Source organism: Microbacterium sp. NPDC091662 (assembly GCF_044756705.1).
Taxonomy (GTDB): Bacteria; Actinomycetota; Actinomycetes; order Actinomycetales; family Microbacteriaceae; genus Microbacterium.
Map to the genome: position 1 here is coordinate 776224 of NZ_JBIVTM010000001.1, position 25031 is coordinate 801254.

At 68.0% G+C, this 25031-nt stretch carries 24 protein-coding genes; 7 read left to right on the forward strand and 17 right to left on the reverse strand.

Annotated features, from left to right (window positions below):
* Nucleotides 1–6 precede the first annotated feature (6 nt).
* Nucleotides 7–651 (reverse strand): FMN reductase, encoded by a 645-nt coding sequence (locus ACIQLD_RS03795; protein ID WP_402605182.1) that lies wholly within the window; start codon nucleotides 649–651, stop codon nucleotides 7–9.
* Between the two features lies 1 nt (nucleotide 652).
* On the reverse strand, nucleotides 653–1879 hold the full coding sequence (locus tag ACIQLD_RS03800; protein ID WP_402605185.1) for an LLM class flavin-dependent oxidoreductase: 1227 nt from the start codon (nucleotides 1877–1879) through the stop codon (nucleotides 653–655).
* Between the two features lie 110 nt (nucleotides 1880–1989).
* Here ACIQLD_RS03800 and ACIQLD_RS03805 point away from each other — a divergent pair, with 110 nt between their 5' ends.
* Nucleotides 1990–3120: an acyltransferase family protein gene (locus ACIQLD_RS03805; protein ID WP_402605188.1), complete on the forward strand. Its 1131-nt coding sequence runs from the start codon at nucleotides 1990–1992 to the stop codon at nucleotides 3118–3120.
* Nucleotides 3121–3143: 23 nt separating this feature from the next.
* A complete protein-coding gene (locus ACIQLD_RS03810) occupies nucleotides 3144–4019 on the forward strand; it encodes a serine hydrolase domain-containing protein (RefSeq protein ID WP_402605191.1) in 876 nt (291 codons plus the stop codon).
* Between the two features lie 4 nt (nucleotides 4020–4023).
* Here the strand turns inward: ACIQLD_RS03810 and efeB are convergent, their stop codons facing one another.
* From efeB to efeU, 3 genes are read right to left on the reverse strand one after another with little or no spacing between them, the layout of a single operon-like run.
* Nucleotides 4024–5328, reverse strand: coding sequence for an iron uptake transporter deferrochelatase/peroxidase subunit (gene efeB, locus ACIQLD_RS03815; protein ID WP_402605194.1), 1305 nt, complete (start codon nucleotides 5326–5328; stop codon nucleotides 4024–4026).
* A gap of 34 nt (nucleotides 5329–5362) precedes the next feature.
* Nucleotides 5363–6595, reverse strand: a complete 1233-nt coding sequence (gene efeO / locus ACIQLD_RS03820) for an iron uptake system protein EfeO (protein ID WP_402605197.1) — start codon at nucleotides 6593–6595, stop codon at nucleotides 5363–5365.
* A complete protein-coding gene (efeU, locus tag ACIQLD_RS03825; RefSeq protein WP_402605200.1) occupies nucleotides 6592–7536 on the reverse strand; it encodes an iron uptake transporter permease EfeU in 945 nt (314 codons plus the stop codon). The genes efeO and efeU overlap by 4 nt, the downstream gene beginning before the upstream one ends.
* 150 nt (nucleotides 7537–7686) lie before the next feature.
* Between efeU and ACIQLD_RS03830 the strand changes: the two genes are divergently transcribed.
* On the forward strand, nucleotides 7687–8691 hold the full coding sequence (locus tag ACIQLD_RS03830; protein ID WP_402605203.1) for an isopenicillin N synthase family dioxygenase: 1005 nt from the start codon (nucleotides 7687–7689) through the stop codon (nucleotides 8689–8691).
* Nucleotides 8692–8699: 8 nt separating this feature from the next.
* Here the strand turns inward: ACIQLD_RS03830 and ACIQLD_RS03835 are convergent, their stop codons facing one another.
* The 3 genes from ACIQLD_RS03835 to rpsO all read right to left on the reverse strand — a co-directional run bounded on the left by ACIQLD_RS03835 (nucleotide 8700) and on the right by rpsO (nucleotide 10316).
* On the reverse strand, nucleotides 8700–9029 hold the full coding sequence (locus ACIQLD_RS03835; RefSeq protein WP_402605207.1) for a transcriptional regulator: 330 nt from the start codon (nucleotides 9027–9029) through the stop codon (nucleotides 8700–8702).
* Nucleotides 9022–9891, reverse strand: a complete 870-nt coding sequence (locus ACIQLD_RS03840) for a hypothetical protein (protein ID WP_402605211.1) — start codon at nucleotides 9889–9891, stop codon at nucleotides 9022–9024. Before ACIQLD_RS03840 ends, ACIQLD_RS03835 begins: the two co-directional genes overlap by 8 nt.
* Nucleotides 9892–10046: 155 nt before the next feature.
* The gene (gene rpsO / locus ACIQLD_RS03845) at nucleotides 10047–10316 is read right to left on the reverse strand and encodes a 30S ribosomal protein S15 (RefSeq protein ID WP_017830938.1); all 270 of its coding nucleotides are present in this window, start codon (nucleotides 10314–10316) and stop codon (nucleotides 10047–10049) included.
* A gap of 186 nt (nucleotides 10317–10502) precedes the next feature.
* Between rpsO and ACIQLD_RS03850 the strand changes: the two genes are divergently transcribed.
* A complete protein-coding gene (locus ACIQLD_RS03850; RefSeq protein ID WP_402605215.1) occupies nucleotides 10503–11795 on the forward strand; it encodes an MFS transporter in 1293 nt (430 codons plus the stop codon).
* Nucleotides 11796–11828: 33 nt separating this feature from the next.
* Here the strand turns inward: ACIQLD_RS03850 and ACIQLD_RS03855 are convergent, their stop codons facing one another.
* From ACIQLD_RS03855 to ACIQLD_RS03870, 4 genes are all read right to left on the reverse strand, one after another.
* Nucleotides 11829–12383, reverse strand: coding sequence for a YceI family protein (locus tag ACIQLD_RS03855; protein WP_402605218.1), 555 nt, complete (start codon nucleotides 12381–12383; stop codon nucleotides 11829–11831).
* A gap of 181 nt (nucleotides 12384–12564) precedes the next feature.
* Entirely contained in the window at nucleotides 12565–12933 is a 369-nt protein-coding gene (locus ACIQLD_RS03860; RefSeq protein ID WP_402605221.1) for an FKBP-type peptidyl-prolyl cis-trans isomerase, read from the reverse strand.
* Nucleotides 12934–13150: 217 nt separating this feature from the next.
* Nucleotides 13151–13831 (reverse strand): alpha/beta fold hydrolase, encoded by a 681-nt coding sequence (locus ACIQLD_RS03865; RefSeq protein ID WP_402605224.1) that lies wholly within the window; start codon nucleotides 13829–13831, stop codon nucleotides 13151–13153.
* A 46-nt stretch (nucleotides 13832–13877) separates the two neighbouring features.
* Nucleotides 13878–15227, reverse strand: coding sequence for a PrsW family intramembrane metalloprotease (locus tag ACIQLD_RS03870; protein ID WP_402605227.1), 1350 nt, complete (start codon nucleotides 15225–15227; stop codon nucleotides 13878–13880).
* 88 nt (nucleotides 15228–15315) lie between these two features.
* On the opposite strand from ACIQLD_RS03870, the gene ACIQLD_RS03875 reads away from it, so the two are divergent.
* The gene (locus tag ACIQLD_RS03875; protein ID WP_402605230.1) at nucleotides 15316–16185 is read left to right on the forward strand and encodes a fumarylacetoacetate hydrolase family protein; all 870 of its coding nucleotides are present in this window, start codon (nucleotides 15316–15318) and stop codon (nucleotides 16183–16185) included.
* A gap of 77 nt (nucleotides 16186–16262) precedes the next feature.
* On the opposite strand, the gene ACIQLD_RS03880 is transcribed toward ACIQLD_RS03875, so the two are convergent.
* From ACIQLD_RS03880 to ACIQLD_RS03895, 4 genes are all read right to left on the reverse strand, one after another.
* Complete coding sequence (locus ACIQLD_RS03880; RefSeq protein WP_402605233.1) at nucleotides 16263–17723, reverse strand: aspartate ammonia-lyase; 1461 nt, start codon at nucleotides 17721–17723, stop codon at nucleotides 16263–16265.
* Between the two features lie 61 nt (nucleotides 17724–17784).
* Nucleotides 17785–18705 carry a phosphodiesterase gene (locus ACIQLD_RS03885; protein ID WP_402605236.1) on the reverse strand — a complete coding sequence of 307 codons (921 nt, stop codon included), beginning with the start codon at nucleotides 18703–18705 and terminating at the stop codon, nucleotides 17785–17787.
* Between the two features lie 77 nt (nucleotides 18706–18782).
* Nucleotides 18783–19118 (reverse strand): peptidase, encoded by a 336-nt coding sequence (locus ACIQLD_RS03890; RefSeq protein ID WP_402605239.1) that lies wholly within the window; start codon nucleotides 19116–19118, stop codon nucleotides 18783–18785.
* Nucleotides 19115–20515 (reverse strand): anion permease, encoded by a 1401-nt coding sequence (locus tag ACIQLD_RS03895; RefSeq protein WP_402605242.1) that lies wholly within the window; start codon nucleotides 20513–20515, stop codon nucleotides 19115–19117. The genes ACIQLD_RS03890 and ACIQLD_RS03895 overlap by 4 nt, the downstream gene beginning before the upstream one ends.
* Nucleotides 20516–20671: 156 nt before the next feature.
* On the opposite strand from ACIQLD_RS03895, the gene ACIQLD_RS03900 reads away from it, so the two are divergent.
* Complete coding sequence (locus ACIQLD_RS03900; RefSeq protein WP_402605245.1) at nucleotides 20672–22771, forward strand: S9 family peptidase; 2100 nt, start codon at nucleotides 20672–20674, stop codon at nucleotides 22769–22771.
* 441 nt (nucleotides 22772–23212) lie between these two features.
* Nucleotides 23213–23692 carry an endonuclease domain-containing protein gene (locus tag ACIQLD_RS03905; RefSeq protein WP_402605248.1) on the forward strand — a complete coding sequence of 160 codons (480 nt, stop codon included), beginning with the start codon at nucleotides 23213–23215 and terminating at the stop codon, nucleotides 23690–23692.
* A gap of 160 nt (nucleotides 23693–23852) precedes the next feature.
* Here the strand turns inward: ACIQLD_RS03905 and ACIQLD_RS03910 are convergent, their stop codons facing one another.
* Nucleotides 23853–24881, reverse strand: a complete 1029-nt coding sequence (locus tag ACIQLD_RS03910) for a 6-phosphofructokinase (RefSeq protein WP_402605251.1) — start codon at nucleotides 24879–24881, stop codon at nucleotides 23853–23855.
* Between the last annotated feature and the right edge of the window lie 150 nt (nucleotides 24882–25031).

Below are 25031 nucleotides of genomic sequence, written 5' to 3' on the forward strand. Positions count from 1 at the left end.
CGCGTCTCACTCGCCCGCGAGACCGCCGAGCATGTGGCCGAAGGAACGGCCCTCTCCCAGATACGTCGCCGGATCGTACGGGTCGACGACGGAGGTCGCCTCGCGTCGGGCGATCGCCTCCGCCAACTCCCTGGCACCCTTCTCGACGCGCTTGGCGAGCGGAGCGACATCGTCTCCCGCCCCGCCCCAGTCGCTCGACGCCGCGAACACCCCGGTCGAGACAGGCTCCGCATGCAGGTAGGCGAAGAGCGGGCGGATCGCGTAGTCGATCGCCAGCGAGTGCCGCGCGGTGCCGGCGTTCGCACCGATCAGCACGGGCGTGCCGGTGAGAGCATCGGGGTCGAGCACGTCGATGAACGACTTGAACAGACCCGAGTAGCTCGTCGAGAAGATCGGTGTCACCGCGATGAGCGCGTCGGCGGAGACCACCGTGTTGATCGCCGTCTCGAGCGCGGGCGGCGCGAACCCGGTGAGCAGGTTGTTCGTGATGTCGTGCGCGTAGTCGCGCAGTTCGATCACGTCGACGCTCGCCTCGATGTCGTGCTCGGCGAGGGCCTTGACGGTCTCTGCTGCCAGCCGGTCCGCGAGCATCCGTGTGGAAGACGGATTCGACAGACCGGCGGAGACCACCGCGATACGACGCATCGTCATGTCACGCCTCCTTCCGGCCGAGCCCGAACGCCGCGCCCGCGGGGGCCGGGCTGTCCTGGTAGGGCGAATCGCCGGTCAGGTTGTCACCGCGGTTGGCACCGGGGCGCGCTTGACGGGTCGGCCCGTCGCCGAACTCGGCCTTGACCCGGGCAGCGTGGGTCGGGGCGTCCGGCACTGTGGCCGGACGGTCCTTCGCGAGCTCCTTGCGGAGCACCGGAACCACCTCGGCGCCGAGGATGTCGAGCTGCTCCAGCACCGTCTTCAACGGCAGACCCGCGTGGTCGATGAGGAACAGTTGACGCTGGTAGTCACCGTAGTGCTCGCGCATGCCCGCGTAGCGATCGATGACCTGCTGCGGGGATCCCACCGTCAACGGCGTCATCTCGGTGAAGTCCTCCATGCTCGGACCGTGACCGTAGACGGGCGCGTTGTCGAAGTACGGACGGAACTGGTTGACGGCGTCCTGCGACTTCGCGGCCATGAACACCTGTCCGCCCAGACCGACGATCGCCTGTTCCCTCGTGCCGTGGCCGTAGTGCTCGAAGCGCTGACGGTACAGCTCGATGAGGCGCTGGTAGTGCTCCTTGGGCCAGAAGATGTTGTTCGCGAAGAAGCCGTCTCCGTAGTACGCGGCCTGCTCGGCGATCTCCGGGGTACGGATGGATCCGTGCCACACGAACGGTGCGATCCCGTCGAGCGGGCGCGGCGTGGAGGTGAAGCCCTGCAGCGGCGTGCGGAACTTGCCCTCCCAGTCGACGACGTCCTCACGCCACAGCTTGTGCAGCAGGGCGTAGTTCTCGATCGCGAGCGGCAGCCCCTGGCGGATGTCCTGGCCGAACCAGGGGTACACCGGGCCGGTGTTGCCACGACCGAGCATGAGGTCCATGCGGCCGTCGGACACGTGCTGGAGCATCGCGTACTCCTCGGCGATGCGCACGGGGTCGTTCGTGGTGATGAGCGTGGTCGACGTCGAGACGATCAGACGCTCGGTCTGCGCGGCCAGCGCCGCGAGGAAGGTCGTGGGGCTGGAGGACCAGAACGGCGGGTTGTGGTGCTCGCCGATCGCGAAGACGTCGAGCCCGACCTCTTCGGCGTGCACGGCGATCGCCGTCGTCGCCTTGATGCGCTCCTGCTCGCTGGGGGTGATCCCTGTGGTGGGATCGCGCGTGATGTCGCTGACCGACATGATGCCGAACTGCATCGCCTGCGCGCCTGACTGCTCGCTCATGATTGCTCCGTGTCTCCGAATCGGATGACTCGCATCCGTTTCTATTCATTTGAATGTATATGTGTCAACGCGCTCACAGCAACTTTATTCCCGGCCTGTAGCCTCGAACGATGAGCAGTTCCGGCGCCGACATCGCAGGTCCCATCACAGGATCGGTTTCCCGCAAGCGACGACGCGTGCCCTTCTGGGACAACGCACGGTACGTCTGCATCGTGCTCGTCGTGCTCGGCCACGCGATCCAGCGACTCATCTACGACTCCGACATCGCGTTCGCGTTCTATCTGGCGCTGTACGCGTTCCACATGCCGGCCTTCGCGATCATCTCGGGATACTTCTCGAAGTCCGGCTCCCCCACCAAGACGCAGATGGCCAGGGTCATCACCGACATCATCCTTCCGTACGTCATCTTCGAGACGCTCTGGACGCTCACCAAATGGCTCGTCGAGGGCCAGGCCAACCCCAACATCACGCAGCCGAGCTGGACCCTCTGGTTCCTGCTGGCACTCGGGATCTTCCGGCTCGTGCTCCCCTATCTCGCCCTGTTGCGCTGGCCCCTGCTGTGGACCGTCGTGATCTCGGTCGGCGTGGGGTATCTGCCCAACATCGACAGCACGTTCTCGCTCTCGCGCACCCTCGGTCTGCTGCCGTTCTTCGCCCTCGGCTGGTGGCTGCGCGAACACGACATCGTCGACCGGTTCCGACTCCTCGACTTCCGCCCGTGGTGGCTGCGCGCCGGCGCCCTCGCGATCTTCGCCGGAGTCGGCTGGGCCGCGTGGAACTGGCTCCCGGTCTGGCAGGAGGCGGATCTGCGGCACTGGCTGTTCTACGAGGACTCGTACGCCGACCTCGGCGGCGAGCAGTGGTGGGCCGGAGGCATCCGGATCGTCCTGATGATGCTCGCCGTCGTGCTCAGCGCCGCCTTCTTCGCCCTGATCCCGCGCGGTGCGCACTGGTGGACCACATTCGGCCAGTACACGATGTACGTGTTCCTCCTGCACTCGTTCGTGCTGTACCCGTTCCGGGAGAGCGGAATCCTGCGCGACCTGGAGCCCACCTGGATCTGGCTTCCCCTCGTGACCGTGCTCTCGGTGCTCATCGCCCTCGCCCTGGCGACCAGACCGGTCAGGTGGCTGTTCCGCCCGCTGGTCGAGCCACGGCCGGGCTGGTTGTTCGCCGACCCCGGCCTCGCCTCCAAGGAGGGGCGCCGGAACGACCCGACCGGTTCGCGACGGCCGCGCTAGAGACAGGCGATAGCCTCGAACGTGTGACCCGAGCGCAGACCGTCAGAGACCGCATCGTCGAACGGGTGGGAGCCTCCGGCTTCGTCGCGCACGGACTGCACGTGCGTGTGGGAGCGGATACCGCAGAGCACCGCTGGACTCCGGACGTGCGGGAGGACATCCACTCCGTCGCGAAGGGTGTCTGCGTCCTGGCCGCGGGGATCGCCGCCGACGAAGGAGCGGTGTCCCTCGACGAACCGGTCGCGACCTACCTGCCCGACTTCGCGTTCGGCCACGGCGTCGACGAGGTCACGCTGCGCCACCTTCTGACCATGACGAGCGGTGTCGACCTGGCCTGGTCCGACACGCTGATGACCGACTGGCCCGACCTCGCTCGCGAGTTCCTCCAGCGGCCGTCCAGGGGGCGGGTTTTCCAGTATTCGAACGCCAGCACCTACACCGCGATGACCGCGCTCGCGGCACGCGTCGGCGATGTGGGCGACTACCTCACCCCGCGTCTGTTCGCCCCGCTCGGCATCGAAGACCTCGAGTGGCAGCGCAGCCCTCGCGGTCGCATCGTCGCCGGGGGCGGGCTCGCACTGCGCACCGAGGAGCTCTCGCGTCTCGGCCTCCTGATCCGCGATCGCGGCGCCTGGGACGGTCGACAGCTGATCGCCCCCGAGTGGATCGACAGCATGCACAGCGACTGGGGGGCCGCCGGGGACGGCGAATCCTACGATCGCTACGCCCTCGCCGGATGGGGCGGTCCCGGCCCCGCCTGGCGGCTGCACGGTGCCTACGGACAGCTGCTGATCTTCCTCGAGGATGCGGTGGTGACGATCACGGCGGACGATCATCTCGGCGCCGACGACATCGCCGCATCCGCTGTGCAGACGCTCCTCGCGACCTCCGATTCCTGACGGGTCAGGCGAACAGTCCGGCCCCCACGTAGGAACCGGGCTCCGCCCCGGCCGGTACTGCCCAGACACCCGAGCCGACGTGGCGGATGTACTCGTTCATCAGGTCGGTGGACAGTCGTCGCTGCAGCGAGATGAACTGTGCGGGATCACGCTGGTACGACAGGAAGAACAGCCCGGCGTCGAGGCGCCCGAGCGCGTTGTTCCCGTCGACGTAGTTGTAGCCGCGCCGAAGGATGCGGATGCCGTCGTTCTGCTCCGGATGCGCGAGACTCACGTGGCTGTTCGCATCGATGGCCGTGCCGTGGAAGTCGGGCGCCGTGAACTCGTCTCCGCCCGAGAGCGGCGCGCCCTCGCCCTTGTCGCGACCGATGATCGTGTCCTGTTCGGAGAGCCGCACCCGGTCCCAGGTCTCGATCAACATGGCGATCTTCCTCGCCACCAGGTAAGAGCCGCCGGCCAGCCATGCCGGGTCATCCTCCGCCGACACCCACACGTGATCGCGGAGAGCCCCGGCGTCGTCGGCCAGGATGTTGGCGGTCCCGTCCTTGAAGCCGAAGAGGTTGCGCGGGGTCGCCTGCGTCGCCGTGGTGCGCGACGTCTTGCCGAACCCCAGCTGCGACCAACGCAGCCGGGCACGGCCGAAGGCTATGCGGCTGAGATTGCGGATCGCGTGCACCGCCACCTGCGGATCGTCCGCGCAGGCCTGGATGCAGAGGTCGCCGTGGGAGGTCTGCGGGTCGAGGTCGTCTCCGAGGAAGGCCGGGAGCCGTTCCAGCCCGGGGGGACGCTGCGCGGCTATCCCGTAGCGGTCGCCATCCTCGTTCTCGAAGAGGCCCGGCCCGAAGCCGAACGTGATCGTGAGCCCGGCGGCGGGTAGTCCCAGTGCCTCCCCGGTGTCGTCCGGCGGCGCTTCGGCCGGCCCGCCGACCGCTCCGGTCGCACTGACCTCGAGGCCCTGCGCCATGCGCGAGGCCGCGTACGACCAGTCCTGCAACAGCGAGATCAGGTCATCGCGATCGGTGCGCGGCATCATGTCGAAGCTGGCGAAATGCAGATGATCCTGCACGGGAGTGGTGATGCCGGCCTGGTGCTCGCCGAAGAAGGCGTACGCGGAATGTGCGTCTTCCGCGGCCCGTGCCCGCCCGAGCGCGACGCCGCCCGCGAGGCCCGCACCGGCGCCGACCGCGAGGCCCGCGACGCTGCCCCCGATCGCCAGGCCGAGCAGACCGCGCCGGCTCAAACCGGCAGGAGCGGGTGCCGCGCCCGTCGATGACTCTTCGGGGGCGGCATCCGCTTCTGGTTCGTTCACGTCCGTGATGGTATCCCGTGCTACGTGCGGCTGATCAGTCGAGGACCGTGCTGGTGAGCTGCGAGAGCGGCTCTGCCAGAGCGTTGATCAGGTCGGTGAACTCGCGCTTGTCGGCCTCGGTCAGTTCCGAATAGCCCACGAAGCCGTCGGCCAGCGAGCCGTGAGCCGAGAGAGAGTCCTCGAGCGCGGTGTAACCCGACTCGATCTCCGCGACCAGGGCCTTCCCGTCGTCGCCCTGCGCGACAGCGAAGTCCTGCACGAGGGAGAACGCCATCTTCGAACCCTCGACGTTCGCGGCGAAGTCGTAGAGGTCGGTCCCCGACCACCAGTCCTCCTCGCCGGAGATCTTCCCGGTCGCCACCTCGTCGAGCAGCGCGATGGCACCGTTCGAGATGCCGCCGATGCCCTGGTCGTCGAGCGCGGTGGTGAAGTCGTCCGAGTGCACGTAGTCGTACAGCTCCTGCACGTCAGCGAGCAGCAGGTCGCCGTAATCGGCCCGCTCCTCCGGCGTGGACGGCGCCCAGTCGTCCCACGCGGGGGTCTCACCGTCGGCGTTCAACGCATCCTGCGCGGGAACCCACAGGTCCTTTTCGATGCGGTGGAAGCCCGTCCAGTCCAGCCCTTCGGCGACGGCGTCGACCTCGCGGTAGTCGATGCGCGGGTCGAGGTCGCCCAGGGCCTCGGCCACCGGCTCGATGCGCTCGTAGAACGCGCGGGTCTGCGGGAAGAGCGTGCGCGCGGTCTCGTCGTCACCGGACTCGTAGGCCGCGACGAAGTCCTCGACGGCCGGCACGAGCTGACCGACCTGGTCCTTCACGAACGCAGCGTAGAGATCGACGGCCTTCTGCTTCTGCTCGGCGTCGGGCCCATCGACCGCGACCCGGTCGCCGGTGACGGTGAAGGCGGTCTTGCCGACACCTTCGCCGAGCATCCCCGGCTTGCACAGGGTGAAGTAGTCGCCGGGCTGCGCCACCACGGTGAGCGTGCGGGAGGCGGCCGGCGCGATGTTCTCGACCTCTCCGACGATCCGGAGGCCGTCCTCGGCCAACAGGTAGAACTCCGTGACCTGATCGGTGTCGTTCTTGACATCGAAGGTCAGGGTGCCGCTCTTCGCGGTGGCCGCCGAGACGGCGCAATCGCTGTCGGTGGAGGAGACGTCGAAGGCCGCGGTGGCCTCGGCGTCGCTCTTCGCGACGCATCCGCTCAAGATGAGGGCCGCGGCGCCCGTGGCCGCCAGCACCCCCAGGAACCGGTGCGAGGTGGTCATGCTGCTCCTTGTTGTGAGAGGGAGGGAGATTCAGACGAGGGCGCCGCCGGACCCTGCGGCTTCGGCGGGCGCTTCGAGCGGAGGCCGCGGATGTAGAGCCATCCGACGACGGAGATGTAGAGGATCCAGGCGACGACCTGCAGCCACGTCATCGCGGGCATGAAGCCGACCGTCGCCTGCAGGATCGAGGCGAGGGGCCCGCCGGGGGCGATCGTCGCCGAGACATCGAACGCCCATCCGAACGGGAAGGCGGCCCACCCCACCGCCACTCCGCCGGTGACGGCGTCGATCGGCGCCAGCGCGGTGAAGGGCCCGGGCAGCGCGCCGGCCTCCTGCAGATCCATCAGCGCGTAGGCGAGCACGCCGGCCGCGACGATCACGAGGAACCCACCGGTCCAGGCGAAGAAGCGACGCAGATCGAGTCGCAGCGCGCCGCGGGAGATCAGCCACCCGATGATCACGGCCGCGATCAGCCCGAGCAGGGCGCCCAACAGCGCCGAGGGCGCGTCGCCGAACGACTGGACCATCGACCACAGCAGCAGGGTCGTCTCGATCCCCTCACGGGCGACGGACACGAAGCCGATGGCGATGAGCGCCCACAGCCCGCCCGCGGTGAGGGCCCGGTCGATACCGCCCTCCAGCGTCGCCTTCATGCTGCGCCCGGCCCGCTGCATCCAGAAGATCATCCAGGTCACCATCGCGACGGCGAGCAGCGACAGACCGCCGCCGATGAGCTCCTGCGCCTGGAACGTGAGTTCGTAGGCCCCGAAGGTGAGCACCGCGCCGATGCCGAGAGCCAGTGCGATCGCGAGCCCGACACCCGCCCACATCTTCGGGAGCGCGTCCTGCCGTCCGAGGCGACGGAGGTAGGCGACGAGGATGCCGACGACGAGTGCGGCTTCGAGACCCTCACGGAGCCCGATGAGAAAGGTGGCGAGCACGAAAGAACACTCTCTGGCGATGACTGAGGTAAGGCAGCCCTTACCGAGGAGACTCTAGCACCGCGATCGACCTCCGCCACACACGAGGGCCCGAGGTAACGGAGCGCAACACAGGATCCCCCTCCCGTCGACGCGACGTACCCTCGGTCCATGGCTGAACTCTCGCTCCCCATCCTCGACCTCTCCCAGCTCGACGAAAGCCCCGAGGCCGCGGCACGATTCCGCGACGACCTGCGAGCGGCGACGCACGACGTCGGCTTCTTCTACCTCACCGGCACAGGGATCTCCCCCGAGCTCGAGGCGCGGCTGCACCGGGCCGCCCTGGACTTCTTCGCACTCCCCGAGGAGGACAAGCTCGCGATCGAGAACGTGAACAGCCCGCACTTCCGCGGCTACACCCGCATCGGCGGCGAACGCACGCAGGGGGAAGTCGATTGGCGCGAGCAGATCGACATCGGTCCGGAGCGCGAACCCGTCGACGACGGCCCCGCCTTCAACCGACTCATCGGCCCCAACCTCTGGCCGGCCGCGCAGCCCGAGCTGCAGGATGTGGTCGCCGAGTGGCACGGGACCCTCTCCGACGTGGCGCGCAAGCTGCTGCGCGCATGGGCGCAGACTCTCGGTGCCGAAGAGAGCTACTTCGACGAGCACTTCGGCGAGCCGTCGACCCTCATCAAGATCGTCCGCTACCCCGGGACGCACGAGCCCGAGCCGCAGCAGGGTGTCGGCGCGCACAAGGATTCCGGCGTGCTCACACTCCTCTGGGTGGAGCCGGGCAAGGGCGGCCTCCAGGTCGAGCGCGACGGGGCGTGGGTCGATGCGCCCCCGGTTTCCGGCGCATTCGTCGTCAACATCGGGGAACTGCTCGAGTACGCGACAGGCGGATACCTGAAGGCGACGAACCACCGGGTCGTCTCTCCGCAGGCGCCGAACGAGCGGATCTCGATCCCCTTCTTCTTCAACCCCGCCCTCGACAAGCGCCTCCCGCTGATCGAGCTGCCAGCGGAGCTGGCCGCCGCGGCGAACGGCGTGACCGAGGACCCGAGCAACCCCATCCACGCCCTGTACGGCGAGAATGCGCTCAAGTCACGTCTGCGCGCGCACCCCGACGTCGCCGCGATCCACCACGCCGACCTCGTGGGCGCGCCCGCCTGACGCGCGGTTCACAGCGCCTGTCCTCCTCCGAGGTCGACGATCTGCCGGAGCGCCTGAAGGTGCGCCGCGAAGGCATCGCGGCCCACCTTCGTCGAACGCACCCACGTGCGCGCGCGACCCCCGACGACACCCTTGCGCGCAAGCACGTAGCCGGCCGCCTGCAGGTGCGTGATGGCCTTGCTCAGAGCGGAGTCACCGCACTGGAGGATGTCGCGGAGCGCCGGGAAGTCGAACTCCATGCCGTCGCCGAGCGCGGCCATCAGAGAGAACCGGATCGGTGAGGCGAAGTTGTCATCCAGCTGCGTACGCGGGTGCGGCCGGAACCCCGGCTCAGCCACGGCCCTCCCGTCCGGGAACGAACGACACCAGGGCGAAGAGCACGATCACCGCGACGCCGCCGGCGACTCCGGCGAGCACTGACGCGCCGCCCGACCCTCCTCCCAGCACGAGAGCAACGGGCATGCCGGCCGCGAGGAAGAATGTCACGACATGCGGCCACCGCCAGGAAGCGCCGATGGCGGGGAGCCCGACGGAGGTGTTGAAGGCGGCGATCCAGGCGAGGAGCACGAGCATCACCAGCAGGGTGATCACGCTGCGCACCACATCGTCCGGCGCTCCCGCGAGCATCGTCAGCACGCCGAGAGCGACACCGACGAGCAGGGTCCCCCATCGGGTCGGAGCGGGCAGAGCGACCCTCGGGGGCCGCGGAGACCGGGGATCTCCGGAGGCACGGAAGAGCTGGACCACTCCGTAACCGCCGATACCCAGCAGGACTATGCCCGCGGGGATCAGCACCACTCCGACCGGGAGACTCGGGTCCAACGCGACGAGGCCGAACACGACGACAGCGCCGACGAGAACGAGGACCTCACCGAGAATGAGCGGCCACCGGGAGGAGCTCCAGCGCCACTGCATTCCATTGCGTTGCGCCATCCCGCTCGCCAGCTGCCCCCACACCAGAAACGAGAACAGGATCACTTGGGAGGCGAGGACATCGCTCTGCCGGAGGACGAGCGCGAACGCGACGAGATACCCGGCAGTGATCACCGCGTTGACGATCTGGAGTGCGGCGAGCGCGCGTCTGTCGACGGCACGGCTGCGACGCTCCACCACCGCATCTGCGGCGGCCAGATACTGGCGCGCGACGTCGGGATCGGGCGGCACGAGAGCGTCCTGACCGGGAATCGGCTTCTGCTGCATGTCGGGTCTCCTCCACTTTCCTCATGGAAAGCGCCCTACTTTCCTATCGGAAAGTGAGCGGAGGGTCAACCCCCGGACATGACGAAGGCCGCCCCACACCGTGGGGCGGCCTTCTCAAGAATGTTCTGCGCGATTGAACGCAGGATCGCAGTGCCTTAGCGGCGGAGTCCGAGACGCTCGATCAGCGAGCGGTAGCGCGCGATGTCGATGTCCTGGAGGTAGCCGAGCAGACGACGGCGCTGACCGACGAGCAGGAACAGTCCACGACGCGAGTGGTGGTCGTGCTTGTGCTCCTTGAGGTGCTCGGTGAGGTCCTTGATGCGCTGCGTCAGCATTGCGACCTGCACCTCGGGGGATCCGGTGTCACCGGGGTGCGTCGCGTACTCTTCGATGATCGCCTTCTTGACGTCTGCTTCCAGTGCCATAGATTCGATCCCCTCTCTGCTTGTTGCGCGGCGCCCGACGCCTGATACGTGGGCTCTCTTTATCCGCGGCCGATCGAACGGCAACCTGACGAGTCTACCAGCCGAGGACAGCTCCCGGTGACACCGGTGGCGGAGCGAGCCCGTCGGGTTCAACTAGTCTCGAATCGTGCAGAAGAAGTTCGAGGAGTGAGCACCCGCCGCGGTCATCTGATCGACCTCTCCCCCTTGAAGTCCAGTCCGGCGTTCGCCCGGATGTGGATCGGCTCGACCCTCGCGGGCATCGGCGGCCAGCTCACCATCGTCACGGTGATGCTGCACGTGTTCGCGCTGACGCAGAACACCTTCGCCGTCTCCATGATCGCCGTGGCCGGACTCGTGCCGATGATCCTCGCCGGCCTCTACGGCGGCATGCTCGCCGATGCGTTCGACCGTCGCCGGGTGGCGCTGATCGCGGCGACCATCACCTTCGCCTCCACCGCCCTGCTCGCGGCGCTCACCTGGACCGGCATGGAGACGATCTGGTGGCTGTACGCACTGAGCATGATCAACTCCGCCGCCAACTCGGTGGGCATGGCCACGCGCACGGCGATCGTGCCGCGACTCATCCCTCGCGAGAAGCTCGCCGCAGCCTCCGCCCTCAACGGTGTGGCCTTCGGACTGACGGTCATGGCCGGGCCCGCGCTGGCCGGCCTCCTCGTCGCCCTCACCGGCTACGGCTGGACGTACACGATCGACGTCGTGCTCATGCTGTCGATGTTCCTGGGGCTGTGGACACTCCCGGCGCTGCGGCCGGAGGGAGAGATCGTGCGCCCCGGCCTCGAGTCGCTGGTCGACGGCTGGCGCTTCCTGCGCAGAGCGGGAAACATCCGGATGCAGTACATCATCGACATCATCGCGATGACATTCGGGCAGCCGCTCGTCCTGTTCCCCGCGCTCGGCACGGTGCTGCTGGGCGGCGGAGCGCTCACGACCGGCATCCTCACCGCCGCGGTGGCGGTGGGCACCTTCGCGTCGAGCCTGTTCTCCGGACGCGTGGTGCAGTATCGCTGGCATGGCCGGGGCATCGCCCGGGCAGTGGAGGCCTACGGTGCGTCGATCCTGCTGTTCGGGCTGGTGCTGCTCATCGGCGCGTTCTCGTCGCCCGCGACCGAGACGGCTCCCCACATCGGGCTGATCATCGCCGCCTGCATCGCCCTCGCCCTGTCCGGCGCCTCCGACAACGTCAGCTCGATCTATCGCAACACCATGATGCAGGCCGCGGTGCCCGATGCGATGCGCGGTCGTCTCCAGGGGCTGTTCATCGTCGTGGTCGCGGGCGGCCCACGCGTCGGAGCGCTGTACGCCGGAAGCCTCGCGACACTGACCAGCCTGTGGTTCCCTCCGCTGCTCGGCGGGGTGCTGGTGATCGCCCTCGTGGCCCTGCTCGCGCGACGCAATCGCCGATTCCACGACTACGACGCAGAGAACCCCGAGCCCTGACGGGCCCGGGGTCCGGAAGAAGCTCCGACGGGGTCAGTCCTGCTGCAGAGCGCCCTGGAGGTCGAGGCTGATCGTGATGTCCTTGCCGACGAGAACGCCGCCCGTCTCGAGCGCGGCGTTCCAGGTGAGACCGAAGTCCTCGCGATTGATCACCGTCTTGGCGGAGGCGCCGGCCTTGTAGTTGCCGTAGGGGTCGGTACCGAAGCCACCGAAGTCGAGCTCGAAGCTGACCGGCTTGGTGACGCCACGGATGGTGAGGTCACCGTCGACGAAGAGCTCATCACCCTTGAGGTGCGCACCGGTGGAGACGAACTCCATGGTCGGGAAGTTCTCGGTGTCGAAGAAGTCGGCCGAGCGCAGGTGCGCGTCGCGACCCTCGTCGTTGGTGTCGATGGAGGTCACGTCGACCGTGGCCTCGACCGTGGCATCCAGCGGGTTCTCCGGGGCGATCAGGGTCGCACTCTTCACACCGAAGGTGCCGCGCACCTTCGAGATCATCATGTGGCGCACGCTGAAGGTGACCTCGCTGTGCGAAGGGTCCAGGACCCAGGTGCCGGGGCGGTAACCGGGAATGTCGATGCTGGTCATTGCTTCTCCTCTGGAGACTTCAGCCGCTGCTGCGGCAAGGGACAGGGGCCGCGTCACCGCGACCTCTGTGACAACTTACATTCATTCACATGTATTCCCCTGAATGGAGAATCTTTTCCCGCACACGCCGCGAGGCGCCTCCCTCCCGCAGGAGAGAGACGCCTCGTGGAAGCGACCGATGTCAGCCGACGGCGACGAGATCGATGATGAAGATCAGCGTCTTTCCGGAGAGGAAGTGACCTCCGCCGACCGGGCCGTACGCGAGGTGCGGGGGGATGATCAGCTCGCGGCGACCGCCGACCTTCATGCCGGGGATGCCGTCCTGCCACCCCTGGATCAGGCCGCGCAGCGGGAACTGGATCGTCTCACCGCGGCCCCACGAGGAGTCGAACTCCTCGCCGGAGTCGAACTCGACGCCGGCGTAGTGGACCGTCACGGTGTCGCCGGGCTTCGCCTCGGCGCCGTCACCCTCGATGATGTCGCGGATGACGAGATCCGCCGGAGCGGGAATGCTGGGGGCTTCGAACTCAGGCTTTGTGCGTTCAGTCATACGTCCATCAAACCCGAGGCCGGCGGACGCGGTCAACGCGCAGGCACCTGCTCACAGCGAACACCTCACGCCCATCCGGCGAACCTCGGCAAGAGGCTCTTGACACTCACGCAGAGCCGGGTGCACCCTGTTTAAAGATCAACTCAGCGCCCGGGAGACTCGCAGGCATCGCCGCAGCACCGGGCGCTGAGTCTTGCCGTGGGCAGATCCGGGGCCCTCACCCGAGGTATCCGGTGAGGAGTTCGGCGATCTCCGCCGGTCGGCTCAGCATCGCGCAATGTCCGCCGGGCAGCTCGTCCGCGACCACTCCCAGGCGTGCCTCGGCGAGCTCGCGCAGGAATGCGGCGGGGAAGAAACGATCATCCGTGAACAGCACGAACCTCGTCGGCACATCTGGCCATGCCGCCAGCGGCCACACCCTCTCCATCGCCGTCTGCGACGGATGCGCCCGCTCCCGTCGGAGTGCTTCGTCTGCCAACTCGTGCGGAACTCCGTTGTAGAAGCTGACGTGGGGATCGTCGTTCCCGGTCAGCCCGCCGTCCCGCACCGACTGGGCCGCAGACGCCGTGACGTATCCCGTGTTCGTCCACCACTGATCGGGAGACTCGCCCGGGGACGGGATCATCCCCGCCATCAGGACGAGGACGTCGGCGGAGAGGCGCTCCGCGACCAGCGGTGCGGTGAAGGCCCCGAAGGAATGCCCGACGACCACCACCCCGGTCCGCAGACCGACCAGTTCCGCCACCGCCTCGGCGTAGTCGTCGAGAGTGAGCGTGTCGTCGTCGGCGGGAAGGTCGGGCGTGAACACCTCGTGCCCGCGCTCTCGCAGCTCGGCGGCGACCAGGTGCCACGACCAGCCGACGTCACCGCCGCCGTGGATCATCACGAAAGTGCTCATCCGCCACCACCTTCCTCCCGAGAAGGGTACGCCGGCGGGTGCCGCCTCAGTAGGCCAGCAGTGCCGCCCTGGTCGCCCTGGTGCGGATCAGCAGCGCACGCTCGTCGTTCACGGCCAGGGGGTCGCGACCGGTGATCGCGCGCTGCCGGACGGCGGCGAGCTCGGTCGCGTCCTTGATGAACGCACGCATCAGGGGACGACGGTCACCCCGCAGCTGCGATGCCCACGCGAGTCCGACCTTGCGCCCGGCAGGGGTGGCGAGCATGGTGACCTCCTCGGGCGTGAACCATCCGGCTGCGGCGTAGTCCTCGAGACGGGCGCGGGTGAGGCGGGCCTCCTCACGACGCAACGCGACGATGCAGAGGATGAACCCGATGAAGAGCGGTACTTGGAGCGTGAAGTAGAGCCCGAAGAAGTCGGCGAACGTCGCCGATCCGTTCCAGAGCGCGTGGAGCAGGACCGCGCCCACCAAGCCCACCGCGCCGGCGCCGAGCGCCGCCTTCGCCGAGCCATGTCGACGAGCGACGAGGCCGATCGCGAAACCCGTGATCGCGGTGAACATGGCATGAGCGAACGGCGAGAGGAGCCCGCGCACCACGAACGTGACGGTCAACTGCTCCCCGCCGCCCTCGATGAGACTCACCCCGAAGTACTGGATGTTCTCAGTGAAGGCGAAGCCCGCCCCGACCAGCGCGCCGTAGACGATGCCGTCGACAGGACCGTCGAACGCCCGTCGGGCGAGCAGGAAGATGAGGAAGACGCCCAGCCCCTTCCAGACCTCCTCCACGAGGGGCGCCTGCACGACGGCGGCGAACTCCTCGGAGCGGATGTCGAGCAGGAGGGTGAGCGCGGTGTCGACGAGCAGTGTGAGCCCGACCGCCGCGACAGCACCCCACGCGATCGCGAATGCCACGAGCCGCTTGGGCTCGGGCTCCCACCGATCGATCAGGCGCACGCCGAGGAACACGATGGTCAGCGGGATAAGCGCGAGGACCAGCCCTACGACGGACGCGAAAGACCCGAGCGCCCAGACGAAGTAGCCGACAAGGGCGATCAGGAGGAAACCGAGGACGCCGAAGAGCCAGAGCGACACCGTGCGCCCTTTCCTCGTCGGAACGGGAAGCGCCGGAAGCGACTCCGCGGGCGACGGTGCGACGGGAGCCGGCGGGGTGTACGGCGTCGGCTGCGCGAGAGACGAGGCGTACCCGGTGACGGAGGTGCGGGCCGCGGGCGCCGAGACCGGGCTCGCGTACGGCGCGGGCGCGAAGGGCTGCGGCGGTGCCGGCTGCGGCGGCGTCTGCGGTGACTGCTGCGGCGATGTCGACCGCGACGGCGGTGCCGGCGGAGGCGCATACGGCGAGGGCTGCTGCGGCTGGGACGGTCCTCCGGAACTCATAGGCAAAGCTTATGGGCACAACGCCGGCCGTCCGGATCTGGCGACCCCCTCCACCCGGCGACCGGCACCCACCCGGTAGCGTAGAAGCATGCGGTTCGCTCACCTGCGCCGTCCTGACTCCCCTCTCGCGGTTCTCGCCGTCGTCGAGGGCTCGGACGCCATCCTCGTCTCTGATCTCCTGACCGACCCTCCTGCCACGCTGCAGCAGCTGATCGAGAGAGGGGACGACGGTCTCGACGCACTGCGCCGGGCGCTGACGAGCGCCACCGCTCCTCGGCACCCGATCGGGGAATGGGCCTTCGCCTCGGCTGTGCTCGCTCCCCCCGCCGTGCTCGCCGTGGGCCTGAACTACGCCGCGCACTCGAGCGAGCTGGGGCTGAAGACCGATGCCGCCCCGACGGTCTTCACGCTCTGGCCGAACTCGCTGACCGGACACGACCAGATCACCTCGTGGCCACGCGCGCTGAGCGAGGCCGTCGACTACGAGGCCGAGCTCGGCGTGCTCATCGGCTCCCCCGCGAAGGACGTCGCCGAGGCCGATGCGCTGTCGCACGTCTGGGGATACACGGTGGTCAACGACATCACCGCCAGGAACATCCAGTTCTCCGAAGCGCAGTGGTCCCGCTGCAAGTCGTTCGACGGCTTCACCCCGACCGGGCCGTTCGCCGTGACGGCGGACGAGATCGCCGACCCGCAGGACCTCCACATCTGGACCGTCGTCGACGGCCACACCGTGCAGGACGCGAGCACCGGCCAGATGGTGCGCTCGGTGGCGAAGCTGATCGCGCACCTCTCGCAGTCGCTCACACTGCTCCCCGGCACCCTCATCTCCACCGGCAGCCCCGGTGGCGCCGGTTACTCGCGCGATCCGCAGATCTTCCTCCGCGACCACTCCACGGTCACAGTCGGCATCGACGGGATCGGCGAGCTCACCACGCATTGCCGGATCACCGGCTGAGCCGGATCACCTCGCACCACACAAGAGGAGGGGGACGGATGCCCTGGCATCCGTCCCCCTCCTCTTGCCGTCGGCGATCAGATCTCGATCAGATCCTCCGGTGCGATCACCGGGATCGCGGCCGTGATGGTCTCGAGTCCCGACAGGCGCGCGGGCGACAACTGCTTGACGACCTCTTCACGTGACATCAGGCCGGCCTCCACGACGAGGTCGGCCACGCTGCGGTTGGTCAGCAGCGCGGTCTTCGCGAGGGCCGCCGCAGCCGCGTAGCCGATGAACGGCGTCAGCGCGGTGATGACACCGACAGACGCTCCCACCATCGCACCGAGTCGGTCACGGTTGGCGGTGATGCCGTCGACGCAGTTCACGCGCAGGGTCCACATGGCCTGGCGCATCCAGGTGATCGACTGGAAGATCGAGTGCGCGATCACGGGCTCGAAGGCGTTCAGCTGCAGTTGCCCGGCCTCCGCCGCCATCGTCACCGTCATATCGGCGCCGGCGACGGCGAATGCCACCTGGTTCACGACCTCGGGGATGACCGGGTTGACCTTGCCGGGCATGATGCTCGAGCCCGCCTGCATCGCCGGCAGGTTGATCTCGCCGAGACCCGCCTGCGGACCGGACGAGAGAAGTCGAAGGTCGTTGCAGATCTTCGACAGCTTCATCGCGTTGCGCTTGAGCGTCGAGGAGAACGACATGAACGAGCCGGTGTCGCTGGTGGCCTCGACGAGGTCGCCAGCCGTGCGCAGGTCGAGAGAGGTGATCTGACGCAGGTGCTTGAGCACGGCGGGCGCATAACCGGGGTGGGTCGTGATGCCGGTGCCGATCGCGGTGGCGCCCATGTTGATCTCGAACATCAGCGAGGCGTTCTCGGTGAGACGGGTGTGGTCGTAGCCGAGCGTCGTGGCGAAGCCGTTGAACTCCTGGCCGAGCGTCATAGGCACGGCATCCTGCAGCTGCGTGCGCCCGACCTTCAGCACATCGTGGAACTCGCGCGACTTGCCGAGGAACGACAGACGCAGCAGGTCGAGCTCCTCGAGCAGCGAGCGCAGCGTCAGCGAGAGGCCGATCTTCACGGCCGTCGGGTACACGTCGTTGGTCGACTGGCTGCGGTTCGTGTGGTCGATCGGCGACAGGAAGGCGTAGTCGCCCTTCTCCTTGCCTGCCATCTCGAGCGCGATGTTGGTGATGACCTCGTTCGCGTTCATGTTGGTCGAGGTGCCGGCTCCACCCTGGATGACGCCGACCGTGAACTGCTCGTGGAACTCACCGTCGATCACGCGCTGAGCCGCACGGTCGATCAGATCCGCCCGCTCCGCGTCGAGTACACCGATCTCGCGGTTCGCACGGGCGCTGGCCTGCTTGACCATCGCCAGACCGACCACCAGGTCGGGATACACCGAGATGGGCCGCTTCGTGATCGGGAAGTTCGCGTCGGCGCGGGCGGTGTGGATCCCCCAGTACGCGTCGACGGGAATCTCCATGCTCCCGAGCGAATCGGTCTCGGTGCGGGTCAGGGTAGGCGCGGCAGAAGCCATGTCACATCCTCGTGGGTCGTGGCGGGTGAGAAGGGTGGGGGATGTCCTCAGTCTACGCCGCTCAGCGCCCGGGTTTGCGGGAGAAGGCCTCGAGCCGTCCTTCCGGGCCGAGCTTCGCCATCCGCTCCAGCCAGGCCTCGGAGAAGTAGTCGCCGGTGTCGGCGCCGGTCACCGGGACCACGGTGTGCGTGATCGTGTCGGGGTACACGTGGACGAGCTGGAACGCCTGTGCGGCGTCCATTCCGTTGACCTCGGCAGACGGGCGCGCGACGTTCATGGTGTAGCAGGTCGCCGATGCCACACTCACCGGCACCCCGGCAAAGGTGCCGTGAGAGGAATAGTGGAGATGCCCGGCGAGGATACCCCGGACATCGCTCCCGCTGACGATGTTGGCGAGTTCGTCCTGATGCCGCAGCTCCAGGACGTCGAACAGCGGGAGGTGACTCGGGACCGGCGGATGATGCATCGCCAGCAGCGTCCCGTGCGGAGCGGGCTCGGCGAGCACCTCGGCCAGCCACGAGAGCTGACCGTCATCGAGATCTCCGTGATGCCACCCGGGGACGCTGGTGTCCAGCGCGACGATCCGGAGGCCGTCGAGATCCCACACACCCGTCACCGGTTCCTCCGTCGGCGCCAGATCGAGCAGACCCTCCCGCAGGGCCGGTCGCTCATCATGGTTGCCGGCCACCCAGATGACCGGGGCCCGCAACTGCGCGGCCACCGGCTCGACCGCCGCGCGCAGACGGCGATAGGCATCGGGCTCCCCCAGATCGGCCAGGTCACCCGTGACGATGATCGCTGCGGGGTGCGAATGCACAGCGCGGATCGCGTCCAGAGTCCTGGCGAAGTTCTCCTCGACGTCGTAGCGTCCGCCCAGGTGCGCGCCTCCGGCGAGGAAATGCGGATCGCTGACGTGGATGAGCACGTGCGACGCGGGCTCGTGCCTGCCGAAGACGTACGGATTGCCGGTTCCTGCGGACATGGCATCAGCCTATTCCCGCACCCGCCGCGAACGACGAGACCCGCCCTGCTCCCCCGACCTCGGTGACCGACGACGAGTCAGTGACCGACGACGAGCAGCAGGATGCCGCTCACCACGGCCGCGGCGCACAGCGCGAAGCAGCCGTAGGCGCCGACCAGCGCCAGCGTCTTCTGGCCCTCCGTCAGCGGGCTCTTGCGCGCTGCCTTCGCGGCCTGCTTCTCGGCGCGCTTGAGCTCCTTCTCGGAGATCACGGTGATGGCATCCGTGAACTCCGCGGGGCTCACGACCGGGGCGCGACCGCTGCGAACGAGCAGGCGGAGTCCCAGCGCGTAGAACGTGACGATGGCCGCTGCGCCGATGAGGGCTGCCGCGAACACTTGGAGGAAGGCGACCCAGTCGATCACGACGTTCATTCGGACTCCCCGTTCCGGTCGGCGTCGGTCTTCTTCGTCGAGGCCGCAGCCTTCGACGTGCCGGAACCGGTCTTGGCCTCCGCCTTCTTGGCCTTCTTCTCGGCCTTCTTCTCGGCTTCCTTCCTCGCCTGGGCCTTCGCCTGGAGCTTCGCCTGCTCGCGCGCCTCGGCGCGGGCCCTGGCCTCGGCCTTGGCCTGTTCGATGCGCTGCTGCCGACGCGTCGGCGGGGGCGTGTCGGGAAGTTCGATGGCCCTGCCGGATTCGGCGACATCACTCATCGCGTTCGCCGGAGTGACGGCATTGCGACGCGAGCGCATGAAGAGGCCGAGGATGATCACCAGGGCGATCACGGCGTCGATCGCCACCCCCCAGTTACCCAGCCAGACCACCAGCAGTGCCGCGAGGGCACCCACGCCGCCGGCGGCGGGAAGCGTCAGCAGCCAGCCGATGCCGATGCGACCGGCTGTCCGCCAGCGCACCGTGGATCCGCGGCGCCCGAGTCCCGAGCCGATGACCGAACCCGACGCGACCTGCGTGGTCGAGAGCGCGAAGCCGAGGGCACTGGAGGCGAGAATGGTGGCGGCGGTCGAGCTCTCCGCTGCGAAGCCCTGCGCGGGCTTGACATCGGTCAGTCCCTTGCCGAGGGTGCGGATGATGCGCCACCCACCGAGGTAGGTGCCGAGAGCGATCGTGAACGCACACGCGATGATGACCCACAGCTCCGGCTCGTGATGAGCGCCGGACTGCCAGCCGATCGTGATCATCGCGAGGGTGATGACACCCATCGTCTTCTGCGCGTCGTTGGTCCCGTGGGCGAGCGCCACGAGGGACGACGTGAAGATCTGCCCCCATCGGAAGCCGTCGCGACCGTCGGGCTTGCCGTCGTAACGACGGGTGACCGAGTAGGCGATCTTCGTCGCGGCGAACGCGATCAGCCCCGCGGTGACGGGCGCGATCAGGGCGGGGAGCACGATCTTCGAGAGCACCATGCCGAAGTCGATGCCCCCGAGCCCGGCGCCGACCAGGGTGGCGCCGATGAGTCCGCCGAAGAGAGCGTGGGACGAGCTCGACGGCAGGCCGAGCAGCCAGGTGAGCATGTTCCAGGTGATGGCGCCGATCAGACCGGCGAAGATCAGCGAGAGGAAGAGATCGGCTCCCGCGGAGATGATCGCATCCTCACGGATGATGCCGCCGGAGATGGTCTTGGAGACCTCGGTGGACAGGAACGCGCCGACGAGGTTCAGCACGGCGGCGAGGAGGACGGCGGTCTTGGGCTTAAGCGCGCCAGTGGCGATCGGCGTCGCCATGGCATTCGCGGTGTCGTGAAAGCCGTTGGTGAAGTCGAAGAAGAGTGCCAGCGCGATGACAAGCACGACGATGAGGGCTGCGGTTTCCACCGTTCGCTTTCGGTCGTTTGAGGAAGAAGGAGATGTCGACGAGATCGACGTGACGAACGAAGAGTTCACCGTGGGTTTGACTTCCGTTAACCGGCCCCGGTGAATTCTCCCACCCTCCCCCGTGCCGGTCAACTCGACCTGGGATAGCGTGAGACGGTGACTGACGCCCCTGCCGCCGACCGCCGCTCGACACTCCGCACCCATCACGGTGACACCTTCGACGATCCCTATGAATGGCTTCGCGCCAAGGAATCCGCCGAGGTCGTCTCGCACCTCGAGGCGGAGAACGCCCACACCGATGCCGAGACGGCGCACCTCGCCGATCTGCGCGAGCGACTGTTCCAGGAGATCAAGGGCCGCGTCCAGGAGACGGACCTGTCCGTTCCCACGCGCCGCGGCGACTGGTGGTACTACAGCCGCACCGAGGAGGGTGCGCAGTACGGCATCCACTGCCGCGCTGCTGCAGCGCCGGACGACTGGACTCCCCCGCTTCTCGAGCCCGGCGTCGCTGTTCCCGGAGAGGTCGTGCTCCTCGACGGCAACGTCGAATCGGAAGGCCACGAGTTCTTCTCGCTCGGCGCGTTCGACACCTCCGACGATGCCACGAAGCTGCTCTGGTCCACCGACTTCGAGGGCGATGAGCTCTACACCGTGCACGTGCGCGACCTCGCCACGGGCGCCACGCTCGACGACGAGATCCCGAACACGGGTGGCGCCTTCTTCACCCCCGACGGCACGGGAGTGCTGTACACGACCCGCGACGAGGCCTGGCGCCCCGACACCCTGTGGCTGCACCGCCTCGGCACACCGGTGTCGGATGACGTGAAGCTCTTCCACGAGCCGGACGAGAAGTTCTGGCTCGGCGCCGGGATCACCCGCAGCCGCCGGTATCTGGTCATCGCAGTCGGATCGAGCATCACGAGCGAGGAGTACCTCGTCGATCTGACGGGCGACCTCACCGCCGAGCCGCAGCTCGTCTGGCCGCGTCGCGAAGGCGTCGAGTACTCGGTCGAGCACGCCGTCGTGAATGGCGAGGACCGGCTGCTCGTGCTGCACAACGACGAGGCGCTCGACTTCGAGCTCGTCTCGGTCTCCGCCGCCGATCCCCGAGGCGAGCGGCAGGTGGTGGTGGCGCACCGGCAGGGCAGGCGTCTGCTCGGCGTGGACGCGTTCCGCGACTTCGCCACCGTGGAGTACCGCAGCGAAGGGCTCGAACGCGTCGGTCTGCTCGACTATGCGACGGATGCCGTCGACGAGGTGGCGTTCGACGAGCCGCTCTACTCCGCCGGCGTGAGCGGGAACCCGGAATGGCACTCGCCGTTCCTGCGCCTGGGCTACACGTCCTTCGTGACGCCGGGCACCGTGTACGACCTCGATCTCGCGACGCGGGAGCTGGTGCTGCGCAAGCAGGTGCCCGTGCTCGGTGGGTACGACCCCGCAGACTACGGGCAGAGGCGCGAGTGGGCGACAGCGTCCGACGGCGTACGTGTGCCGATCTCGCTCGTCTGGAAGCGCTCGTTCGGCGAGCCGGGCGTCGAGGCACGGCCGTTGCACCTGTACGGGTACGGCTCGTACGAGCACTCGATCGATCCCGGATTCTCGGTCGCGCGCCTCTCCGAGCTGGACAGGGGTGTGATCTTCGCCGTCGCGCACGTGCGCGGGGGCGGCGAGATGGGGCGCCAGTGGTACGAGGACGGCAAGCTCCTCCACAAGCGCAACACGTTCACGGACTTCGTCGCGTGCGGCGAGCACCTGGTCGAGACCGGAGTGACCACGCCGAGCCGCATGGTGGCCGAGGGCGGCAGTGCCGGTGGTCTGCTGATGGGCGCGGTGACGAACCTCGCCCCCGAGCTCTTCGCCGGCATTCTCGCCGGAGTGCCCTTCGTGGACGCCCTGACGACGATCCTCGATCCTTCGCTGCCGCTGACCGTGATCGAATGGGACGAGTGGGGCGACCCGCTCCACGACCCGGATGTCTACGCCTACATGAAGTCGTACAGCCCCTACGAGAACGTCCGCGACGGCGTCGAGTACCCGCGCATCCTCGCCGTGACGTCTTTGAACGACACGCGCGTGCTCTACGTCGAGCCCGCGAAGTGGGTCGCACGTCTGCGCGAGGCCGGCGCTACGGACGTCCTTCTCAAGTGCGAGATGGTGGCCGGGCACGGTGGCGTGAGCGGACGCTACAACTCCTGGAAGGAACGGGCGTTCGAGCTCGCCTGGCTCCTCGACACGCTCGGACTCGCCGAGGCGTGAACGCAGACCTTCCTGGTCGGGGCGTCCGTGTGTGGGCGCCAGATCAGGCGATCACGTCGGTGCAGGCGACTTTCGGCTCGCAACGCCTGTTCTGACGTGATGGCCTGCTACGCCGTCTTGCCGAGGGAGGAAGACGCCACGGTCGGCTCCTGCACAGGTCGGTGTCGGCGTTTCGTGTCCTCCGTCGGCGTGCCTGGCGAAGTCGTCATCCCGCGGATCGAGTCAAGCTGGGCAGGTGCCCAAGACGACAGTCGAAGAGTGGATCCGCGCGCAGAACGGTGTCGCCCACGCCTCCGCTCTCCGTCTCGCCGGTTTCAGTGAGCACAGTGTGCAGCGCGCCATCCGGGAGTGCGGGATGCGACGCGTACGCCGCTCGTGGGTCGTCACCGATGATTGCGATCCCCGACGGGTGACTGCGGCGTCCGTGGGCGGCCGCGTGACGTGCGTGAGCGCCGCGAGCCTACGGGGCTGCCGCCGATCGACGCGCTGACGATCTGGGAGGCCGCCGTGCGCAGGGATGCCGTCGACATCGATGTCCTCGAACGGGTGAAGTGGCGATCTCGTGCCGCAGACGACCTCGCGGCGCGGGTGGGCGACCGATCCGATTCCGGACCGGAGACCGCATTCATCGCGTTGATGCGCGGGATCGGCGTCGAGGCGCGACAGCAGGTATGGGTCGACGGTCATCCGTTGGACGCCATGATCGGCGAGCGACTCGGCATCCAGATCGATGGATTCTCACACCACAGCGCGGCGAAGGATCGACGCCTCGACATCCGCGCGGATGCCCGCCTCGCTCTGCGCGGATACACGATCCTCCGGTTCGATGTGCAGCAGGTGTTGTACGACCCGAGATACGTCGAGCAGATGGTCCAGGGGGCGATCGCCCAGGGTCTGCACCGACACAGGACGCAAGCCTGAGCATCCGCGACTGTTCGCGGCAGGACCGGGGTGCGGTTCGACGCGCGACGTCGAGCGTGCGACATCAGGCGAACGCGCAGAATCAGGCGCGCAGGACGAGAGGTCGCCTGATTCCGCGAGATCGCCTGATTCGGCGTGATGGATCCGATCGCTCGCGGACTCAGCCGAAGAGCGCCGCCGCTTCGTCGTAGCGGTAGCGCGGGACAGTGTTCAGCTCGCCGAGTGCATCGGCGAACGGCACCCGGACGATGTCGGTGCCCTGCATGGCGACCATCTGTCCCCACGCACCGTCCACGATCGCGTCTGCCGCGTGCAGACCGAGTCGCGTCGCGAGCACGCGGTCGAAGGCCGACGGGGATCCGCCGCGCTGGATGTGACCGAGGATCGTCGCACGCGTCTCGATGCCGGTGATGCGCTCGATCTCGGGCGCGAGGAGGTCGCCGATACCGCCGAGACGGGGACGGTTGAAAGCGTCGAGGCCCTTGTCGCTGTACGCCTCGTCCATTCCGAGGAGCTTGAAGCCCTCGGACACGACGACGAGAGGCGCACGACCACGGTCGTGGGCGCTGGTCACGAGCTCCGTGATGTCGTCGATCGACATCGGCACCTCGGGGATGCAGATGACGTGCGCACCGGCGGCCATTCCGGCATGCAGTGCGATCCAGCCGACGTGGCGACCCATGACCTCGGCGACCATGCAGCGCTGGTGCGAGTCGCCGGTGGTGCGGAGGCGGTCCATCGCATCCGTGGCGATGTTGACGGCCGTGTCGAAGCCGAACGAGTAGTCCGTCGCCTGCAGGTCGTTGTCGATCGTCTTGGGGACGCCGATGACCTTGATGCCGTCCTTGGCGAGGCGGTCCGCGGCTGCGAGCGTGCCTTCGCCGCCGATCGCGATGATGCCGTCGATCTTGTGCCCGTAGAGGGTCTTGGCGATGTTGTCGGCTCCCCCGCGCTCGCCCTCGTAGGGGTTGGTGCGGCTGGTGCCGAGGATCGTGCCGCCCACCTTCGACAGTCCCTTCACCTCGTGCCGGGTGAGGGGCATGAAGTCACCGTCGACGAGTCCGCGCCATCCGTCACGGATGCCGACGAACTCGAGGTCGTATGAGGTGGTGCCCTTGAGCACGATGCCGCGGATGACCGCGTTGAGGCCGGGGCAGTCGCCGCCGCTCGTCAGGATGCCGATCTTCATGCTGGTGCCTTCAGACGTTCGGGAGATGGGGGGGGGAACAGGCGACGCTGCCTTCGATCGACACTAGCGCCCCGGTACACCCGGGCGCCATTCGGGATCGACGAAAAACGCCGATCTTGACAAGCCCATCCGCCGATATCGAGGAACTTC

What these genes read in the sequence shown, in the direction of transcription:
- ACIQLD_RS03795 (WP_402605182.1), bottom strand. Translation starts at nt 651, where the DNA reads ATGACGATGCGTCGTATCGCGGTGGTCTCCGCCGGTCTGTCGAATCCG.
- ACIQLD_RS03800 (WP_402605185.1), bottom strand. Translation starts at nt 1,879, where the DNA reads ATGAGCGAGCAGTCAGGCGCGCAGGCGATGCAGTTCGGCATCATGTCG.
- ACIQLD_RS03805 (WP_402605188.1), top strand. Translation starts at nt 1,990, where the DNA reads ATGAGCAGTTCCGGCGCCGACATCGCAGGTCCCATCACAGGATCGGTT.
- efeO (WP_402605197.1), bottom strand. Translation starts at nt 6,595, where the DNA reads ATGACCACCTCGCACCGGTTCCTGGGGGTGCTGGCGGCCACGGGCGCC.
- ACIQLD_RS03830 (WP_402605203.1), top strand. Translation starts at nt 7,687, where the DNA reads ATGGCTGAACTCTCGCTCCCCATCCTCGACCTCTCCCAGCTCGACGAA.
- ACIQLD_RS03840 (WP_402605211.1), bottom strand. Translation starts at nt 9,891, where the DNA reads ATGCAGCAGAAGCCGATTCCCGGTCAGGACGCTCTCGTGCCGCCCGAT.
- rpsO (WP_017830938.1), bottom strand. Translation starts at nt 10,316, where the DNA reads ATGGCACTGGAAGCAGACGTCAAGAAGGCGATCATCGAAGAGTACGCG.
- ACIQLD_RS03855 (WP_402605218.1), bottom strand. Translation starts at nt 12,383, where the DNA reads ATGACCAGCATCGACATTCCCGGTTACCGCCCCGGCACCTGGGTCCTG.
- ACIQLD_RS03860 (WP_402605221.1), bottom strand. Translation starts at nt 12,933, where the DNA reads ATGACTGAACGCACAAAGCCTGAGTTCGAAGCCCCCAGCATTCCCGCT.
- ACIQLD_RS03865 (WP_402605224.1), bottom strand. Translation starts at nt 13,831, where the DNA reads ATGAGCACTTTCGTGATGATCCACGGCGGCGGTGACGTCGGCTGGTCG.
- ACIQLD_RS03870 (WP_402605227.1), bottom strand. Translation starts at nt 15,227, where the DNA reads ATGAGTTCCGGAGGACCGTCCCAGCCGCAGCAGCCCTCGCCGTATGCG.
- ACIQLD_RS03875 (WP_402605230.1), top strand. Translation starts at nt 15,316, where the DNA reads ATGCGGTTCGCTCACCTGCGCCGTCCTGACTCCCCTCTCGCGGTTCTC.
- ACIQLD_RS03880 (WP_402605233.1), bottom strand. Translation starts at nt 17,723, where the DNA reads ATGGCTTCTGCCGCGCCTACCCTGACCCGCACCGAGACCGATTCGCTC.
- ACIQLD_RS03885 (WP_402605236.1), bottom strand. Translation starts at nt 18,705, where the DNA reads ATGTCCGCAGGAACCGGCAATCCGTACGTCTTCGGCAGGCACGAGCCC.
- ACIQLD_RS03890 (WP_402605239.1), bottom strand. Translation starts at nt 19,118, where the DNA reads ATGAACGTCGTGATCGACTGGGTCGCCTTCCTCCAAGTGTTCGCGGCA.
- ACIQLD_RS03910 (WP_402605251.1), bottom strand. Translation starts at nt 24,881, where the DNA reads ATGAAGATCGGCATCCTGACGAGCGGCGGCGACTGCCCCGGCCTCAAC.